This is a genomic window from Kitasatospora sp. NPDC057015, from assembly GCF_042673745.1.
In the GTDB taxonomy this organism is placed as follows: Bacteria; Actinomycetota; Actinomycetes; order Streptomycetales; family Streptomycetaceae; genus Kitasatospora.
In genome coordinates, this window is record NZ_JBHUSG010000035.1 from 1 (window position 1) to 16,776 (window position 16,776).

The window sequence follows — 16,776 nt, forward strand, 5'->3', positions numbered from 1 at the left end:
GACGATCTTCGCGGAGGTGGTGGCGCGGGTCGCGGCGGCCGCGTTAGAGCTTGCGAAGTCCACTGAGGACCCTTTCGAGCAGCGTGACGTCGGGCGTTCCGCCCGACTCGCCCGCGGCGGCGGGCTGGTGGATGGCGACAAGACCGGCCTCGGCGAGGTCGGCCACGAGGATGCGGGCCACCCCCAGCGGCACACCGGCGAGCGCGGAGATCTCCGCGACGGACTTGACCTCGCGGCACAGGCCGACGATCCGGGCGTGCTCGGGGAGCAGCCCTCCGGTGCGCTCGGCGGACGGCGTGGTCGAGATCAGCGCCTCGATCGCCAGCTGGTACCGCGGCCGGGTGCGGCCGCCGGTCATCGCGTACGGACGGACCAGTGGCTGCTGCTCGTAGCCGTCGGACTGGCCACCGTAGCCGCTGCCGTACCCGGAGCCGTACGAGCCGGCGGGTGTCGGGGGCGGGGTCATCTGGGTCCTCCTTGCGCTGCAGCCGTCCGCAGCCGGTTCCAGCCGGGGCGGTGTCCGGCTGAGGCGATGTCAGCGGCCCGGGGGTCGCTGACTGAGGGTGGGGACGCCGGGTCCGGTCGGGCCGGACCCGGCGTGGAGGTGGATGGTGACAACTGCTCAGTGCAGGAGACTGCCCTGGAGTTCGGCGCGCAGTGCGGGGGTCAGGACGGTACCGGCGCGGTCGACGAGGAGGGCCATCTCGTATCCGACGAGGCCGATGTCGGAGTCGGGGGAGGCCAGTACGGCGAGCGAGGAGCCGTCGCTGACGGCCATCAGGAAGAGGAAGCCGCGCTCCATCTCGACGACGGTCTGGTTGACCTCGCCGCCCTCGAAGATGCGGGAGGCGCCGGACGTGAGCGAGGTGAGGCCGGAGGCGACGGCGGCGAGCTGGTCGGCGCGGTCGCGGGGGAAGCCTTCGGACATGGCGAGCAGAAGCCCGTCGGCGGAGACCACCACTGTGTGGGACACCCCGGGGGTGTTGTCCACGAAATTGGTGATCAGCCAGTTCAGGTTCTGTGCGGCCTGGCTCATCTGACTCAACTCAACGCTCCTGATGATCTGCGCCGTTGCCGAAGCTGGTGTTGCGGCCGGCCTCGTTGCCGTCCCCCCGGGACCCGAAACTATCGAATCCGGCCTGCTGAGCACCATGGCCGGTGCCCGCGGGATTGCCCGGACCGGTCTGCTCGGCCCCGGCGCGCCGGCCCTGCTGGATGCCGCGCCGCAGGTTGGTGAGCCGGCCGCGCACCTCCTCGGGGGCACGGGACACCTGCGGACCGGTCAGCGGGGCCTGCTCGGCGGTACCGGAGACCAGGTTGGCCTGCGGGGTCCGCCGGGGGAGACCGGACAGCGTGATGCCGTTGGTCGAGGGCTCGCGGACCTGCTCGGCCCGGCGCCAGCGCTCGTCGTTCGCCGACGGGCGCCACGGAGCGTCACCCGGGCCGGGCTGCTGGCCCTGCGGGGCCTGGCCCTGCTGGGCCGGACGGCCCTGGGGCTGCTGACCCTGCTGGGGGCGCTGCTGCTGGCCCTGCTGCGGCGCCTGCTGCTGGGCCTGGTAGGGCGAACCCTGCTGGGCCGGCTCGGGCTGCCCGTCGAAGCCGGGCGCGCTGGTGCCGGGACGCTGCGGCTGGTACTGCCGCGTGCGGACCTGCTGGTCGCCACCGGGCCGGCCGTCCTCGCGGAACCACCGGGAGTCGGCCTGCTCCTGACCGTGGCCGGCGGCCCCGGAGGGAGCGGTCGGCAGGGCCATCGGCTCCTGGCGCAGCTGCTGCTGGACCTGCTGCTGGGCGGCCTGCTCCTGACGGGCGGGCTCGCGCACCTGCTCCGGCCGGGCCGGGTTCGGCACGGTCGGCAGCACCGGCTCGACCAGCCCGAGGCCGAGCGGGTCGCGCGGGTCGATCTCGCTGGCCTCGAACCGCGGACGGGCGAACTGCGCGGTGGTCTCCACCGGCGCGGGCTCGGCCTGGGCGTGCGGCGCGGGGGCCTGGGCACCCTGCGGCAGCGGTCGCTGCGGCAGGCCCTGGGCCGGCCGACGGCCGGCGTCGGGGCCGCCCTGCGGACCGGCCTGCTGCGGCTGGCGGCGGACGGGCGGGCCGTCCTGCCGGCCGTCCGGGCGGCCGCCGCGGGTGGGCTGGTCGGCCCAACCGTGCTGCGGCTGCTCGGCGGGGCGGGCGCCGCCCGCGTCCGGGAGCTCCGCGCCGGGGCGCGGGCGCTCCTGGGCGGGGCGCCTGGCGCCGGGCTGCTGCTGGTTGCCCTGCTCGGGCTGCTGGCCGCGGCGGGGCAGCGGTGCACCCGGACGACCGCCGGGGCCGCCCTGCTGCTGGCCCTGCTGCTGACCGGGCTGCTGACCCGGGCGGCCGGAGCCGCCCTGCTGCGGGGCACCGGTGGGCGGGTTCTCGCGCAGCGACTGGCCGGCCTGGCGGGTCGGCAGGCCGCCGGGGGCGCCGGCGGGGGCGCCGGGACGGCCGCCGGGGCCGCCCTGACCGAGCTGCGGACGGCTGCCGGGAGCACCCGGGGCGCCGGGGGCACCGCCGGGGCCCTGCGGCAGCGCGGCCGCCGGGCCCTGGCCGGGCACCTGGCGCTGGCGCGGGGTCGGTCCGACGCCGCGCGGCTGCTTGCTCGGGCCGCCGGGGCGGCCGCCGCGGCGGTCGGCGGAGTTGGTGACGTCCACCGGGAGCATGACGAGCGCGGTGGTGCCGCCCGAGTCGCTGGGGCGCAGCTGGATCCGGATGCCGTGTCGCAGGGACAGGCGGCCGACCACGAACAGGCCCATGCGGCGGGAGACGGAGACGTCCACCACGGGCGGGTTGGCGAGGCGCTCGTTGATGTCCGCGAGGTCGTCGGGGCTGAGGCCGATGCCGGTGTCGTGGATCTCGATCAGCACCCGGCCGTCGGGCAGGGCGTGACCGGTGACCCGGACGCGGGTCTGCGGGCTGGAGAACGACGTGGCGTTCTCCAGCAGCTCGGCGAGCAGGTGGACGAGGTCGTTGACGACCCGGCCGGCGACCTCGGCGGAGGGCACGGAGGCGAGCTCGATGCGCTCGTACTGCTCCACCTCGGAGGCGGCGGCGCGCAGCACGTCGACCAGCGGGACGGGCCTGGTCCAGCGGCGGCCCGGGTCCTCGCCCGCGAGGACGAGGAGGTTCTCGCCGTTACGGCGCATACGGGTCGCGAGGTGGTCCAGCTTGAAGAGGCTGGCCAGCTGGTCCGGGTCGGCCTCGCGGCTCTCCAGCTCGGAGATGAGCGACAGCTGGCGCTGGATGAGGCCCTGGCTGCGGCGCGAGAGGTTGGTGAACATCGCGTTGATGTTGCCTCGCAGGAGGGCCTGCTCGGCGGCGAGGCGGACGGCCTCGCTGTGCACCATGTCGAACGCGTGGGCCACGTGGCCGATCTCGTCCGTGGAGTCGACGCCGACGGGTTCGACGGTGACGTCGACGTCGTGCGGGTCGCTCTCGGAGAGGGTCTTGACGAGCTCCGGCAGCCGCCGCTCGGCGACGTCCTCGGCCGCGGTCTGCAGACGGGTCAGCGAGCGCACCATGGAGCGGGCGATGACGGCGGCGCCGGCGATGGCGACGAGCAGCACGAGGGCGACCAGGCCACCGGTGATGAGCGCCTCGGTGTCCGCGGTGGACTGCAGGGCCTGGGCCTTGCCGTCCAGTTCCTCGATCAGCCGGCTCTCGATCCGGCGCTCCTGCGTGATCTTCGCGCTGGACTGGTCGTACCAGTCCTTGTAGCTGCGGCTCTCGGTCTGCTTGATACCGCTCTGCTGCAGGATCGAGCGCGAGTAGCGGTCGGCGTCGGCGATCAGCGAGTTGTAGCTGAGCTGCTCGCGCAGGCTGTCCAGCTCGTGGCTCGTGTAGATGCTGTTGAAGTTGCCGATGGCGTTGTCGTACGCGCCGCGCAGCCGGATGCCGAAGGACTCGTCGCTCAGGCTGAGGTCGGGGCCCTTCTTGTTGGCGAGGGCGGCGCTGATCAGCGCGCGCTGCTGCGAGGTGACGTCCTTGGCCAGCGAGAACTGCTGCAGGGCGCGGGTGGCGCGGACGAGGTCGCTGTTGTTGGACGCGAGCGCGATGTCCTGGGTGATGGACAGCAGGTCCTTGATGATCACGTCGTAGGACGTGATGGTGGCCTGGATGTTCTGGTCGTTGGTGTAGGCGTCGCGGCGGGCGTCGGCGACCGAGTTGAGGTCCTTGCGGACCTGGAGCAGCAGGGCCTTTCCGCCGGAGAGTTCGAGGTTCTCGAACTTGTCGGCGGAGGCGGTGAAGGTCCGGCTCAGGTCGTCGGTGTTCTTGCGCGAGGCCTCGACCTCGTCGTCGTCCTCCTGGCCGCCGCGGGTCCGCGGGCCGGCGCTGATGTCGCGCTCGGTCTGCAGGGCGTCGGCGAGGTTGGTCGCCTTCTTGGCCAGGTCGCTCAGGTTGGCCATCTGCGCGAGTTGCTGCGAGGCCTCCATCGAGGTCTGGATGCGCAGGCCACCGAGCACCAGGGCGACCATGACGGGCAGCGCCAGCAGCGCGATCAGTCGGGTCCGGATGCGCCAGTTGCGCATGGCCAGTCGGCTCAGACCGGTGGCCCGGCGTCGGGTCAGGGTGCTGCGGAGCTTCGCCCGCTTGGACTTCTGGTCGTCCTGTTCGATGGTGTCGGCGTTACCCGGTTCGGCCTGGCCGCCGGCTGCCCGGTCACCCGGGCCGCCGTGGGCCACTGCCTGGTGGGGGGCTGCTGCGGGCTCTCGCGACTCGGGGTCGCCCGCGGCGCCGCTACCCCTCTTGAAACGTCCCTGCACTGGCGTCGCAACCTCTGGACCGGGCGTCCGCCGCGTTGCCGCGGCCTGGACGGTGTCGAGTTTCCATCCGCACCCCGGCCGGTCCGGGAGAGCGGGTCTACCGGGGTGGACGGGTCCTTTCCCACGGTCCGTGGCATTCCAGCACAGCGGGGGGAGTCCAACAAGGGGCGCTGTGGAGCATTGCCGGGTACTACCCAGTGCGTGCGGAGTTTCACGGACTGTGCGGTAACGGGACCGGAATACCGCCTTTTTCGGACACTCGCCGGATACATGTCAAAAAGACCACTGATCAACAGAGGCTGCAAGCCTTCCCGTTTGTCCGAAATAAGACGGATGTCGGAATATCTGCTTGCGGCGATTTGCCCACTATGGAGGAATTAATCTTCAATTTGTGAGCAAAATCACAGTCCAATGTGTAGCTTTGGTCACGGCGACTGTGGAAAGAGATCCTTAATCTGACTCAGTCGGACACGGGGCCCGGTCGCACGGCCGAATCCCGCCGTCCGGCACTCCCCGCCCCGAAGAGTGCTGCCCCGAACAGTGCTCGTCCGAAACGTGCGGCCGCCGTCTTCCGGCCGGCCCTCCCTAGCCCAAGGTGTGACGCGATGTCCCAGCCGGCCCAGAACGCCAACCCGTCCACGCTCGTCAGCCGCTCGACGGCGAACCCGCGCCGGACGACGCTGGCCTCGGTCGCCGACTTCGCCCAGCTGCCCGGCGCGCGCCGGCCCGAGGACGCCGTCACCTACGCCACCGCGCTGCCGGGCAACACCGCGAACCCCCGCCGGACGGTCCTGATGGTCGCGCCCGCGGTGGCCGTCCCGCAGGGCTGACACCGGCGGCCCCGCGCGGTACGCCCGCACGGCCCCTGACGCCTCCCGACGGGCGCCGCCCCGCACCTCGTGCGGTGGCGGCGCCCGTCGGCGTACCCGCGCCCTGCCGGCGCCCGGCCGCCCGTCGTCGCATGCCGCCGTCCGTCGCCCGGGCGGGTCGGCGGTGGGCCGCGCCCCGGATGGCCCTGCCGGCCCGTGCACCTATGGGGCAAAGCGGGCAGCCTGGGGCCCACGCGATAGCCTGGGAGGCGATTGAGCGGGGCCGCGTCAGGCCGAGCGTCCCGCCAGCGCCCGGGCGCGCCCCGGGCGTCCGACGAAGCGAGGGGTACCCCGACCGTGCGCATTGCCAGGTTTTCCGTCCGGGAGGGTCGTGCCGCCGAAGGCGGGGCAGCCGCCGGCACCGTCTCCTTCGGCGTGGTCGAGGGGGACGCCTCCCAGCCGGAGTCGCTGGTCCTGCACGCCATGGCCGGCCACCCGTTCGGCCAGCCGCAGCTGACCGGCGAGAGCTACCGCCTGCAGGACGTGCGCCTGCTCACCCCGATGCTGCCCAACAAGATCGTCGCGGTCGGGCGCAACTACACGGCGCACGCCCAGGAGCTGGGCAACGTCGTCCCCGACGTCCCGCTGACCTTCTTCAAGCCCTCCACCGCGGTGATCGGCCCCACCGAGTCCATCGCGTACCCGCCGTTCTCCTCGGACGTCCAGCACGAGGCCGAACTCGCCGTGGTCATCGGCCGGATGTGCCGCGAGGTCCCGCTCGACCGGGTGCCCGAGGTCATCTTCGGCTACACCTGCGCCAACGACGTGACGGCCCGCGACGTCCAGCAGCGCGAGGGCCAGTGGGCCCGCGCCAAGGGGTTCGACACCTCCTGCCCGCTCGGTCCGTGGATCGAGACCGAGCTGGACCCGGCCGACCTCGCGATCACCTGCACCGTCAACGGCGAGCTGCGGCAGGCCGGCCGGACCTCGCTGATGGTCCGCTCGATCGCCGAACTGATCGTCCACATCACCGAGGCCATGACCCTGCTCCCGGGCGACGTCATCCTCACCGGCACCCCCGCCGGGGTCGGCCCCATCAACGTCGGCGACGAGGTCGCCGTCTCCGTCGAAGGCATCGGCACTCTCACCAATAAGGTCATCTCGCGTGGATAAGGCTGTAAGCGTGGCTAACGCATCCGCAGACCTGGACCCGACGGTCCGGGTCCGCTTCTGTCCGTCCCCGACCGGCAACCCGCACGTGGGTCTGGTCCGCACCGCCCTCTTCAACTGGGCCTTCGCCCGCCACCACGGCGGCACGCTGGTCTTCCGGATCGAGGACACCGACGCGGCCCGCGACTCCGAGGACTCCTACAACCAGCTGCTCGACGCCATGCGCTGGCTCGGGTTCGACTGGGACGAGGGCCCCGAGGTCGGCGGCCCGCACGCGCCGTACCGGCAGTCCCAGCGGATGGACGTCTACGCGGACGTGGCCCGCCGCCTGCGCGAGGCCGGCCACGCGTACGAGTGCTACTGCACCACCGAGGAGCTCGACGCCCGCCGCGAGGCCGCCCGCGCGGCCGGCAAGCCCTCCGGGTACGACGGCCACTGCCGTGATCTGACGGAGGATCAGCTCGCGGTGTACCGGCAGGAGAAGCGCCCGTCCATCCTGCGCTTCCGGATGCCCGACCGCACCATCGCCTTCGACGACCTGGTCCGCGGCACGCTCAGCTTCGAGCCGGAGAACGTGCCCGACTACGGCATCGTCCGGGCCAACGGTGCGCCGCTCTACACCCTGGTCAACCCGGTGGACGACGCCCTGATGGGCATCACCCACGTGCTGCGCGGCGAGGACCTGCTCTCCTCCACCCCCCGCCAGGTCGCGCTCTACGCCGCGCTCGCCGAGATCGGCGTCGGGGACGGCTCCACCCCGCGCTTCGGCCACCTCCCGTACGTCATGGGCGAGGGCAACAAGAAGCTCTCCAAGCGGGACCCGCAGGCCTCGCTCAACCTCTACCGCGAGCGCGGCTTCCTGCCCGAGGGCCTGCTCAACTACCTGGCGCTGCTGGGCTGGTCGCTCTCCGCGGAGGACGACCACTTCTCCATGGACGAGCTGGTCGCCGCCTTCGACATCTCGAAGGTCAACGCCAACCCGGCGCGCTTCGACCTGAAGAAGTGCGAGGCGATCAACGCCCGCCACCTGCGCGAGCTGGCTCCGGAGGAGTTCGTCCGCCGGCTGGTGCCCTACCTCCAGGCCCCGGGTCTGCTGCCGGCGGAGCCGAGCGCCGAGCAGCTCGACCTGCTGGCGAAGGTGGCCCCGCTCACCCAGGAGCGGATGGTCGTCCTCAGCGAGATCGTCAACATGGCGGGCTTCCTGTTCGTCGACCCGGCCGACTTCGCGCTGGACCCGGAGGACGCGGCCAAGGTCCTGACCGCGGACGCCCGACCGGTGTTGGAGGCCAGCATCAAGGCGCTGGAGGCGCTCGGGGACTTCACCCCGGAGCCGATCCAGGCCGCCCTGCGCGAGGCCCTGGTGGACGGCCTGGGCATCAAGCCCAAGTTCGCCTTCACCCCGCTGCGGGTGGCCGTCACCGGCCGTCGGGTCTCGCCGCCGCTCTTCGAGTCGATGGAGCTGCTCGGCCGGGCCGAGACGCTGCGCCGGCTGGCCTCGGCCCTGGACGCCGTCCCGGCCGCCTGAGCCCCGCCCCGCGCCCGTCCCGGTGGGCGGCGCCCGCGGTCACCTCGACCGCGGGCGCCGCTCACCGGGCGTTTGCCCAGCTCCCGCGGGGCGGCGGGTACCCCCGCGCGGTTATCGATTTTGGAGCGGCGCCCGGCATCGGGTAATGTTCTTTCTGCGCCGCCCGGGAGGGAACGGCGAGGGACCAGAAACCTCGTCAGCACCGAACCTCAGGCGCAACACCGAGCAAGGCCCGCAGGGGTTGAACTCAGGTGGGGTATGGTGTAATTGGCAGCACGAGTGATTCTGGTTCATTTAGTCTAGGTTCGAGTCCTGGTACCCCAGCGCAGTACCCAGCAGTACAAGCCCCCGTTGTGTAGCGGCCTAGCACGCTGCCCTCTCACGGCAGTAGCGCCGGTTCGAATCCGGTCGGGGGTACTGGTCCCGCAAGGGATCATGCACAGGTCAGCCTGTGTGTATCGAGCAGTACCCAGCAGTACAAGCCCCCGTTGTGTAGCGGCCTAGCACGCTGCCCTCTCACGGCAGTAGCGCCGGTTCGAATCCGGTCGGGGGTACCAGATCCTTACCACTGTCACCATCCGGATGATGTGAAACCCCGGAGGCGGCGAAGTCGGGATCACTAAGTTTGCCCCCGTTGTGTAGCGGCCTAGCACGCTGCCCTCTCACGGCAGTAGCGCCGGTTCGAATCCGGTCGGGGGTACCAGAGCAGGAAGGCCGATGGGCTCGCCCATCGGCTGAATGCTTTGTTGGGGTATGGTGTAATTGGCAGCACGAGTGATTCTGGTTCATTTAGTCTAGGTTCGAGTCCTGGTACCCCAGCCAGTAGGTCGCAAGCCCCGGTCTCCGGGGCTTTTCGCATGTCCGGACGCTTTTCGGCCGCCACCGACACCCGCGCGCCACCGCCCGCGCCGCCGGTTCCCCCGCGCGAGCCGCCTGCTGCCTGCTGCCTGCCGTTTCGACGCGGTGCTGGGCCGGCGCCCACCCCGCGCCCTCCCGGGCGCTCGGCCCGATCTCCGGCCGCCTTCCGACGATCGGCCCGCTTCCCTTCCGTACGGCCCGACCGTCCGGTGCGACCCGCCCGCCGACGGACGGCTCCGACGTCACGGGCGCCGCCCGCCGGCCGTGGAATTCGTCCGGCGCCGGAATGACCCGGGAAATGGCCGGCCGGGGGAGTGCCGAAAAGGGTCCGCCCCCGGAATTCCGGGGGCGGACCCTTTTCCTGTCGTTTCCGGCGGCCGCGTCGCTCAGCTGCGCCGCAGGGCCTCGGTCAGCCGGTTGGCGGCCTCGATGATGGCCTGGGCGTGCAGGCGGCCCGGGTGCCGGGTGAGGCGCTCGATGGGCCCGGAGACCGAGACGGCGGCCACCACGCGGTTGGAGGGGCCCCGGACGGGCGCGGAGACCGACGCCACGCCCGGCTCGCGCTCGCCGATCGACTGGGCCCAGCCGCGGCGCCGTACGCCGCTCAGCGCGGTGGCGGTGAACCGGGCGCCCTGCAGGCCGCGGTGCAGCCGCTCGGGCTCCTCCCAGGCCAGCAGGACCTGGGCGGCGGAGCCGGCCTTCATCGGCAGGGTGCTGCCGACCGGGACGGTGTCCCGCAGGCCGGAGAGCCGCTCGGCGGCGGCTACGCAGATCCGCATCTCGCCCTGCCGGCGGTAGAGCTGTGCGCTCTCGCCGGTGACGTCGCGCAGGTGGGTCAGGACCGGGCCCGCGGTGGCGAGCAGCCGGTCCTCGCCCGCCGCGGCGGAGAGTTCGGAGAGTCGGGGGCCGAGGATGAAGCGGCCCTGCATGTCCCTGGTGACCAGGCGGTGGTGTTCGAGTGCGACGGCGAGACGGTGGGCCGTGGGCCGCGCCAAACCGGTGGCGGCGACCAGCCCCGCCAACGTGGCGGGGCCCGACTCCAGTGCGCTCAGCACCAGAGCGGCCTTGTCGAGAACGCCGACGCCGCTAGAGTTGTCCATGCCCTGATACTGCAGTCTCATTCCGCGAGACGCAAGTTCAATCTTCCAGGAAAAGCGCCACTCTTGAGGAAGCAGCCCGGAAGACACCCCCGCCGGCGCCGACAACAGCGGCGTGCGCCGGGGCCGACGAACCGGCGTGCAGGTTGCCCGGCGCGAGCCTCACCAGGGCGGCAATGGCAGTGACCTCGACCACACGAGAAGGCCGGCAGAGCGGCCGGCTGGAGGGAACCCGATGGGACGGACACTCGCAGAGAAGGTCTGGGACGACCACGTCGTCCGGCGCGCCGAGGGCGAGCCCGACCTGCTCTTCATCGATCTGCACCTGCTGCACGAGGTGACCAGCCCGCAGGCATTCGACGGCCTCCGGCTGGCCGGCCGCAAGGTCCGCCGGACCGATCTCACGATCGCGACCGAGGACCACAACACCCCCACCCTCGACATCGACAAGCCCATCGCCGACCCGGTCTCCCGGGTTCAGCTGGAGACGCTGCGCCGCAACGCGGCCGAGTTCGGCGTGCGGATCCACTCGCTCGGCGACGTCGAGCAGGGCGTCGTCCACGTGGTGGGCCCCCAGCTGGGACTGACCCAGCCCGGCACCACCGTGGTCTGTGGCGACTCTCACACCTCCACCCACGGCGCCTTCGGCGCGCTGGCGTTCGGCATCGGCACCAGCCAGGTCGAGCACGTCCTGGCCACCCAGACGCTGCCGCTCGCCCCGTTCAAGACCATGGCGATCACCGTCGAGGGCGAGCTGCCCGAGGGCGTCACCGCCAAGGACCTGATCCTGGCGATCATCACCAGGATCGGCACCGGCGGCGGCCAGGGCTACGTCCTGGAGTACCGCGGCTCCGCCATCCGCAGCCTCTCCATGGAGGCCCGGATGACCATCTGCAACATGTCCATCGAGGCGGGCGCGCGGGCCGGCATGATCGCCCCCGACCAGACCACCTTCGACTACCTGGAGGGGCGTCCGCACGCTCCGAAGGGCGAGGACTGGGACGACGCGGTCGCGTACTGGAAGACGCTCGGCACCGACGAGGACGCGGTCTTCGACCACGAGATCTTCATCGACGCCACCGAGCTGACCCCGTTCGTCACCTGGGGCACCAACCCGGGCCAGGGCGCCCCGCTCGGCGCCAACGTGCCGGACCCGGCCTCGTTCGCCGACCCGCAGGAGCGCGTCGCCGCCGAGAACGCGCTCAAGTACATGGGCCTGGAGGCCGGTACGCCGCTGCGCGAGGTCAAGGTCGACGCCGTCTTCGTCGGCTCCTGCACCAACGGCCGGATCGAGGACCTGCGCGCCGCCGCGGCCATCCTGGACGGCAACCGGATCGCCGACGGCGTGCGGATGCTGGTCGTCCCCGGCTCCGTCCGGGTCGCCCTGCAGGCCATCGAGGAGGGCCTGGACAAGGTCTTCACCGCGGCCGGCGCCGAATGGCGGCACGCGGGCTGCTCGATGTGCCTGGGCATGAACCCGGACCAGCTGGCCCCGGGCGAGCGCTGCGCCTCCACCTCCAACCGCAACTTCGAGGGCCGGCAGGGCAAGGGCGGACGCACCCACCTGGTCTCGCCGCAGGTCGCCGCCGCCACCGCACTGCTGGGCCGGCTGGCCGCACCCGCCGACCTCACGTCCGACATCACCGTGGAGGCCTGAGCCGCATGGAGAAGTTCACCACCCACACCGGCCGGGCCGTTCCGCTGCGCCGCAGCAACGTCGACACCGACCAGATCATCCCGGCCCACTGGCTGAAGAAGGTCACCCGTACCGGTTTCGAGGACGGCCTCTTCGAAGCCTGGCGCAAGGACGAGTCGTTCATCCTCAACCAGCCCGAGCGCAGCGGCGCCACGGTGCTGGTGGCCGGCCCGGAGTTCGGCACCGGATCCTCGCGTGAGCACGCCGTCTGGGCGCTGCAGAACTACGGTTTCCACGCCGTCATCTCCTCGCGCTTCGCCGACATCTTCCGGGGCAACTCGCTGAAGAACGGCCTGCTCACGGTGCTGCTGCCGCAGGAGACCGTGGAGCGCCTGTGGGCCCTCACCGAGGCCGACCCGACCGCCGAGATCACGGTGGACCTGGAGGCCCGCGAGGTGCGCGCCGAGGGCATCACGGCGGCGTTCGAGCTGGACGACAACGTCCGCTGGCGGCTGCTCAACGGCCTCGACGACATCAGCATCACGCTGCAGAACGAGGCCGACATCGCGGCCTTCGAGACCACCCGCCCGGCGTTCAAACCGCGTACCCTGCCGGTCGCCTGAGAACCCGCTTTCCGAGCCGTGCCGCGATGGCCCGTCCCCCCTCGGGGGGGCGGGCCATCCGCTGTTGCGGGCCCGACTTAGGGCCTGACGTGGGCTCCCGATAAACCCGCGCGCAGCACAACTCCGCGCAGATGGCACAATCAGTACATGCACCGGCACCATGAACCTCCGTACGCGGGCAGCGAACCCGCGTCGTCGGAGACCACGGGCCGGGGAGCCGAACGCCGAATTGACGATCGGCCGGACGACGACGGCACCTCGCCGGACGAGGTGCCGGACGACCCGGAAGTCGCAGCGCTCTTCGCGCTTGTGGCCGAGCGGTTGAAGCAAGCTCACGCCCGCGTGCATGCGCTGAACGTGTCTGCCGAAGCAAAGACCGCTCTCACCCGTCAACTGCTGATCGTCACCGAGACCGCCAAGCGTGATCTTCCGGGGGCGGCAAGGCGGTTGAGTCGCTTTGTCCAGGACCTCGACGAGGGGCCCCCGCCCGTCCGCTGAGGTCGCAGACGCGCAAATCCATTGCGACACTAGGGTGATTCGCGCGTTTGGTAATTGAAAGTCCGCAGATACATACCTAACGTGCGAATTGAACGGATGGAATCATCCGGCGCCCGTTTCTGAAGGGGAAGACGTGAACAAGGCTCAGCTTGTCGAAGCGGTGGCCGAGCAGCTGGGCGGTCGCAAGGCTGCCGCAGAGGCCGTCGACGCAGTGCTCGACACCATGGTGCGTGCCGTTGTCGCGGGTGACCGGGTCTCGGTCACCGGCTTCGGCACCTTCGAGAAGGTGGAGCGCTCCGCGCGCTTCGCCCGCAACCCGCAGACCGGCGAGAAGGTCAAGGTCAAGAAGACCTCGGTGCCCCGCTTCCGTCCCGGCCAGGGCTTCAAGGACCTGGTGAGCGGCAGCAAGAAGCTGCCGAAGGAGGGCCCGTCGGTCAAGAAGGCCCCCAAGGGTTCCCTCACCCCGGGCAAGTCCGGTACGACCGCCGCCGTGAAGCGTGCCGCCACCAAGCGCGCCGCCACCGCCGCGGCCGCCGCCCCGGCCGCGACCAAGAAGACGGCCGCGAAGAAGACGGCCACCACCGCCGCCGCGAAGAAGACCACGGCCACCACGGCCAAGAAGGCGGCCGCGGTCAAGAAGACCACCACCGCCGCCGCGAAGAAGACCACGGCCACCACCGCCAAGAAGGCCGCCGCCGTCAAGAAGACCGCGGCCACCCCCGCCGCCGCGGCCAAGAAGACCACGACGGCCAAGAAGGCCACCACGGTCAAGAAGACCGCACCGGCCAAGAAGACCACCACCCGCAAGACCACCGCGCGCAAGACCACCGCGAAGTAGTCCACGCGTTCGGTCTTCGGGCGACGACCCCGCACGGGGTCGTGAGCCGTGGCGGCCCGCCCACTCGGAACTCCGGGTGGGGGGCCGCCACGGCTCTTTCGCGTGCGGTGCGGTGCGGTGCCGTGTGCGTGGTGGCACGGTGCCGCGGCGGCCTGCCGCGCCGGGCGCGACGCCGCGCGCGGTGGGGCCCGGTGCGCCTGCGCGGGTCGGTCAGCGGCGGTCGATCGGGAACTCGTACGCGATCTCCCACAGGGCGTCGGGGATGACGATGTCGGCGGTCTCCACGGCGCGGCCGTCCAGGTCGAAGTACGTCCGCTCGACCAGCGTGACCAGGTCGCCGACCGAGATGCCGAGCAGGTGGGCCTGTTCGGTGGTGGCGCGGCCCGGGCGGGGCAGCTCGACCGCGAAGTCGACCACCACGCCGATCGAGGCCATCCGCTCGACCACGCCCCGGCCCGCCAGCGGCCCGAATTCGGGCATCAGCACGGGGGTCTCGGCGGTGACGGCCATCGGCTCCCAGCTCTCGGCGAGTTGTGCCGGCCGTCCGTCGGCGAGGAACTCGTAGCAGGTCCGTACCGTGAGGTCGCCCGGGGCGATGTTCAGCCGTTGGGCGACGTGTTCCGGGGCCGGGGTGCGCACATGGCTGTTCGACTCCCAGGTGCCCGTTCGGCCCTGCTCGCGCAGCCGGGCGCGGAAGGGTGAATCCGTCCGGCGGTCGCTGAGCCGGGCGCGGACCATCCGGGAGCGCTCGGTGGGGGTTCTGACGTACGTGCCTGAGCCCGCCCGCCCTTCCAGCAGGCCTTCGGCGATCAGCCGTTCCTGGGCCCGTTGCAGCACGTTGGCGCCCACTCCGTAGGCCAGTGCGAGCTGGGCGCGGGAGGGCAGGCGCTCGCCGGGCGGCCACTCGCCCTCGGCGATGCGACGGCGCAGGTCGTCCGAGATCTGCAGGTACGGGGGCACCTCTGAGGGCATCTGGCTCTCCCGGCGGCAGGCTCCACCTCTGCCCGTTGCGGCAGGGCGGGTATTTCAGCGTTGACAATCTAATGCATCAGGTGGAATCTAATGCTTTAGATTCACAGTCTGTGACTGTCTGCTCTCGGGGAGAGTCGGTGCGTGCCCACACCAAGGCTTTTGACCTGGCGGTTCGTCTCGCCGCGGCGGCGGGTACCCGGGCACGCGTCCGCTGCCGCCGGGAGGGCGGGTTCCTGGTGGAGGCGGCGGTGCCCGCGGATCTCGGGGACGAGGCGCACCGGGCCGTGCTCGCCGTCCTGTCCGGCGCCGACCGCTACGGGCACCAGTACACGGACGCGGCCCAGGCCGTCTGGGCCGAACTCGACGAGGAGCGGGAGCAGCCAGGGTGAAGTGCGAGCAGGACGGCGGAGCCGGCGGCGCGGTGACGGTGGAGATCGAGGACATCGTCCGACCGGCGGAGTTCAACCGCCTCCCGGACGCGGTGGCGGCGCTCTGGGCGGCCCTGCGGATGCTGCCGCTGGGCTGGACCCAGTACGAGGCGTACCGCCGCTTCCTCGGCCCGGGCGCGGTCCGCCGGGTGGAGGAATCCATCGAGCGGGACGGCGAATTGACCCTGGCCTTCCGGATGGCGGGGCGGGTGCACCTGATCCGGATCGCGCCGGTGGCGCGGACGCGTCGAGCCGACGGCGTCCGGTCGGCGGGAACGGACCGGTGCTGAGCGGACCGGTGCGATCCTGACCGGTGCCGAACCGGCCGGTGCCGAACCGGCGGTGACGGTGCCGGCGGGCCGGGCGGCGGGGCCCGGTGGACTCGGGCCCGGGCGCTCTCAGGCCAGCGGGTCGGGGAAGGTCTGCAGGGTCACGAACACCACCCGGCGGCCCTCGCCGTCGCCCTCGGTGCGGATCCGCACCCGCTGGCCGGGCCGCAGCAGCCGCAGGCCGCCGGCGTCGAAGGCCGCGGCGTCGAACGGCACCGGGGTGCCGTCGTCGAGCAGCACGGAACCGGCCCGGGTGTCGGGGTCGAAGGTGAACGCGGTGGCCTGCATGGCAGCAGCATATCGAGGGCCCGCAGCCGCCGTCCCGGCGGCTGCCGGTGCCCGGGCGGCTGTTCGGGCGGGTGTTTCGGGCGGGTGCCCGGGCCGGCGACGGGCGGGGTGCCGACGGCCGGTCAGACCAGGGCCGCCGCGGCCACCGCGGTGTGCCGCCCGACGCCGAGCGCCAGTGCCTGCGCCAGATCCTCCCCGGTGTCCACGTCGCGGCGCACCGACGGCACGTCCGGCAGGGCGATCTCGTACGCGCCGCCGGCCAGGTGCCGGGCCCGGGAGCCGTCGCCGAAGGCCGGCGCGAGGGGCGCGCCGGGGGCGCACGCCAGCAGGGTGGTGCCGAGCCCGGGGGAGTCGGCGAGGAAGGCCCGGCCGCCCGGGCCGCCGGTGGCGGACACGGCACCGAGGACGCGGGCGAGTTCGGCCGGGCGCAGCGCGGGCAGGTCCGCCGAGAGGGCGGCCAGCGGGGCGTGCGGGGCGATCCGGCGAGCGGCCGCGGCGCCGTGCGCCAGCGCGGGGTTGAGGCCGCCGCCCGGTTCGTCGGCGACCACCACCGCGCCGAGCGCCGCCAGCCGCCGCCCGGCCAGCGGGTCGCGGGTCACCACCAGGACCCGGGACACGCCCGGACAGGCGAGCGCCGCGGCCACGGTGTCGAGCGCGAACGACAGCGCCAGGTCGGCGCGGTGCGGCCCGGCGAAAGGGGCGAGCCGGCTCTTGGCGAGCCCGAGCGGCTTGAGCGGGAGCACCAGCGACCACCCGGTGGCGGGTGCGGGGGGCGGGAGGGTGCCGTCGGGGCGTACCGTGTCCTGGGTCATCGGCGCCATTGTGGCGCCGGTCCCGGAGCCCCCGCCAGGCCGCCCCGTCCGGGCTGACGTGCGATAGGTCACGTGAGCCGGACCGGTCCGGAGGGGCTGCTCGACAGCCGGT

General features: G+C 72.4%; 16 protein-coding genes and 5 tRNA genes. 14 read left to right on the forward strand and 7 right to left on the reverse strand.

Annotated elements, in window-relative coordinates; genetic code table 11:
• Nucleotides 1-43: 43 nt before the first annotated feature.
• From ACFTWP_RS27460 to ACFTWP_RS27470, 3 genes are all read right to left on the reverse strand, one after another.
• Complete coding sequence (locus tag ACFTWP_RS27460; protein ID WP_073926032.1) at nt 44-466, reverse strand: DUF742 domain-containing protein; 423 nt, start codon at nt 464-466, stop codon at nt 44-46.
• 156 nt (nt 467-622) lie between these two features.
• Complete coding sequence (locus ACFTWP_RS27465; RefSeq protein ID WP_073926031.1) at nt 623-1,036, reverse strand: roadblock/LC7 domain-containing protein; 414 nt, start codon at nt 1,034-1,036, stop codon at nt 623-625.
• 10 nt (nt 1,037-1,046) lie between these two features.
• Nucleotides 1,047-4,700, reverse strand: coding sequence for a nitrate- and nitrite sensing domain-containing protein (locus tag ACFTWP_RS27470; protein ID WP_380267561.1), 3,654 nt, complete (start codon nt 4,698-4,700; stop codon nt 1,047-1,049).
• A gap of 686 nt (nt 4,701-5,386) precedes the next feature.
• On the opposite strand from ACFTWP_RS27470, the gene ACFTWP_RS27475 reads away from it, so the two are divergent.
• The 8 genes from ACFTWP_RS27475 (at nt 5,387) to ACFTWP_RS27510 (ending at nt 9,107) form a co-directional block, all read left to right on the forward strand.
• Nucleotides 5,387-5,611 carry a hypothetical protein gene (locus ACFTWP_RS27475; protein WP_380267562.1) on the forward strand — a complete coding sequence of 75 codons (225 nt, stop codon included), beginning with the start codon at nt 5,387-5,389 and terminating at the stop codon, nt 5,609-5,611.
• 336 nt (nt 5,612-5,947) lie between these two features.
• Nucleotides 5,948-6,763, forward strand: coding sequence for a fumarylacetoacetate hydrolase family protein (locus ACFTWP_RS27480; RefSeq protein WP_380267563.1), 816 nt, complete (start codon nt 5,948-5,950; stop codon nt 6,761-6,763).
• A gap of 10 nt (nt 6,764-6,773) precedes the next feature.
• The gene (gene gltX, locus ACFTWP_RS27485; RefSeq protein ID WP_380267564.1) at nt 6,774-8,285 is read left to right on the forward strand and encodes a glutamate--tRNA ligase; all 1,512 of its coding nucleotides are present in this window, start codon (nt 6,774-6,776) and stop codon (nt 8,283-8,285) included.
• A 252-nt stretch (nt 8,286-8,537) separates the two neighbouring features.
• A tRNA-Gln gene (locus ACFTWP_RS27490) sits at nt 8,538-8,609 on the forward strand.
• A gap of 20 nt (nt 8,610-8,629) precedes the next feature.
• A tRNA-Glu gene (locus ACFTWP_RS27495) sits at nt 8,630-8,702 on the forward strand.
• A 64-nt stretch (nt 8,703-8,766) separates the two neighbouring features.
• Nucleotides 8,767-8,842 (forward strand) — tRNA-Glu (locus tag ACFTWP_RS27500).
• Between the two features lie 70 nt (nt 8,843-8,912).
• Nucleotides 8,913-8,988 (forward strand) — tRNA-Glu (locus tag ACFTWP_RS27505).
• 44 nt (nt 8,989-9,032) lie between these two features.
• Nucleotides 9,033-9,107: transfer RNA gene (locus ACFTWP_RS27510), tRNA-Gln, on the forward strand.
• A 422-nt stretch (nt 9,108-9,529) separates the two neighbouring features.
• Here ACFTWP_RS27510 and ACFTWP_RS27515 read toward each other — a convergent pair.
• Nucleotides 9,530-10,243: an IclR family transcriptional regulator gene (locus tag ACFTWP_RS27515; protein ID WP_030306825.1), complete on the reverse strand. Its 714-nt coding sequence runs from the start codon at nt 10,241-10,243 to the stop codon at nt 9,530-9,532.
• 232 nt (nt 10,244-10,475) lie between these two features.
• On the opposite strand from ACFTWP_RS27515, the gene leuC reads away from it, so the two are divergent.
• The 4 genes from leuC to ACFTWP_RS27535 all read left to right on the forward strand — a co-directional run bounded on the left by leuC (nt 10,476) and on the right by ACFTWP_RS27535 (nt 13,835).
• Nucleotides 10,476-11,897, forward strand: a complete 1,422-nt coding sequence (gene leuC, locus ACFTWP_RS27520) for a 3-isopropylmalate dehydratase large subunit (RefSeq protein WP_380267565.1) — start codon at nt 10,476-10,478, stop codon at nt 11,895-11,897.
• A 5-nt stretch (nt 11,898-11,902) separates the two neighbouring features.
• Complete coding sequence (gene leuD, locus ACFTWP_RS27525) at nt 11,903-12,499, forward strand: 3-isopropylmalate dehydratase small subunit (protein ID WP_380267566.1); 597 nt, start codon at nt 11,903-11,905, stop codon at nt 12,497-12,499.
• Between the two features lie 270 nt (nt 12,500-12,769).
• Nucleotides 12,770-12,997 (forward strand): hypothetical protein, encoded by a 228-nt coding sequence (locus ACFTWP_RS27530; RefSeq protein ID WP_380267646.1) that lies wholly within the window; start codon nt 12,770-12,772, stop codon nt 12,995-12,997.
• Nucleotides 12,998-13,130: 133 nt separating this feature from the next.
• A complete protein-coding gene (locus ACFTWP_RS27535) occupies nt 13,131-13,835 on the forward strand; it encodes an HU family DNA-binding protein (protein ID WP_380267567.1) in 705 nt (234 codons plus the stop codon).
• A 210-nt stretch (nt 13,836-14,045) separates the two neighbouring features.
• Here ACFTWP_RS27535 and ACFTWP_RS27540 read toward each other — a convergent pair whose 3' ends face one another.
• Nucleotides 14,046-14,807, reverse strand: coding sequence for a GntR family transcriptional regulator (locus ACFTWP_RS27540; RefSeq protein ID WP_380267568.1), 762 nt, complete (start codon nt 14,805-14,807; stop codon nt 14,046-14,048).
• A 137-nt stretch (nt 14,808-14,944) separates the two neighbouring features.
• On the opposite strand from ACFTWP_RS27540, the gene ACFTWP_RS27545 reads away from it, so the two are divergent.
• On the forward strand, nt 14,945-15,196 hold the full coding sequence (locus tag ACFTWP_RS27545) for a hypothetical protein (RefSeq protein ID WP_380267569.1): 252 nt from the start codon (nt 14,945-14,947) through the stop codon (nt 15,194-15,196).
• Nucleotides 15,193-15,525 (forward strand): hypothetical protein, encoded by a 333-nt coding sequence (locus ACFTWP_RS27550; protein ID WP_380267571.1) that lies wholly within the window; start codon nt 15,193-15,195, stop codon nt 15,523-15,525. The genes ACFTWP_RS27545 and ACFTWP_RS27550 overlap by 4 nt, the downstream gene beginning before the upstream one ends.
• 108 nt (nt 15,526-15,633) lie before the next feature.
• On the opposite strand, the gene ACFTWP_RS27555 is transcribed toward ACFTWP_RS27550, so the two are convergent.
• Together ACFTWP_RS27555 and cofC are read right to left on the reverse strand one after the other, a co-directional pair.
• Nucleotides 15,634-15,852 carry a hypothetical protein gene (locus tag ACFTWP_RS27555; RefSeq protein ID WP_380267572.1) on the reverse strand — a complete coding sequence of 73 codons (219 nt, stop codon included), beginning with the start codon at nt 15,850-15,852 and terminating at the stop codon, nt 15,634-15,636.
• Nucleotides 15,853-15,974: 122 nt separating this feature from the next.
• The gene (gene cofC / locus ACFTWP_RS27560; protein ID WP_380267573.1) at nt 15,975-16,664 is read right to left on the reverse strand and encodes a 2-phospho-L-lactate guanylyltransferase; all 690 of its coding nucleotides are present in this window, start codon (nt 16,662-16,664) and stop codon (nt 15,975-15,977) included.
• Nucleotides 16,665-16,776: the final 112 nt, after the last annotated feature.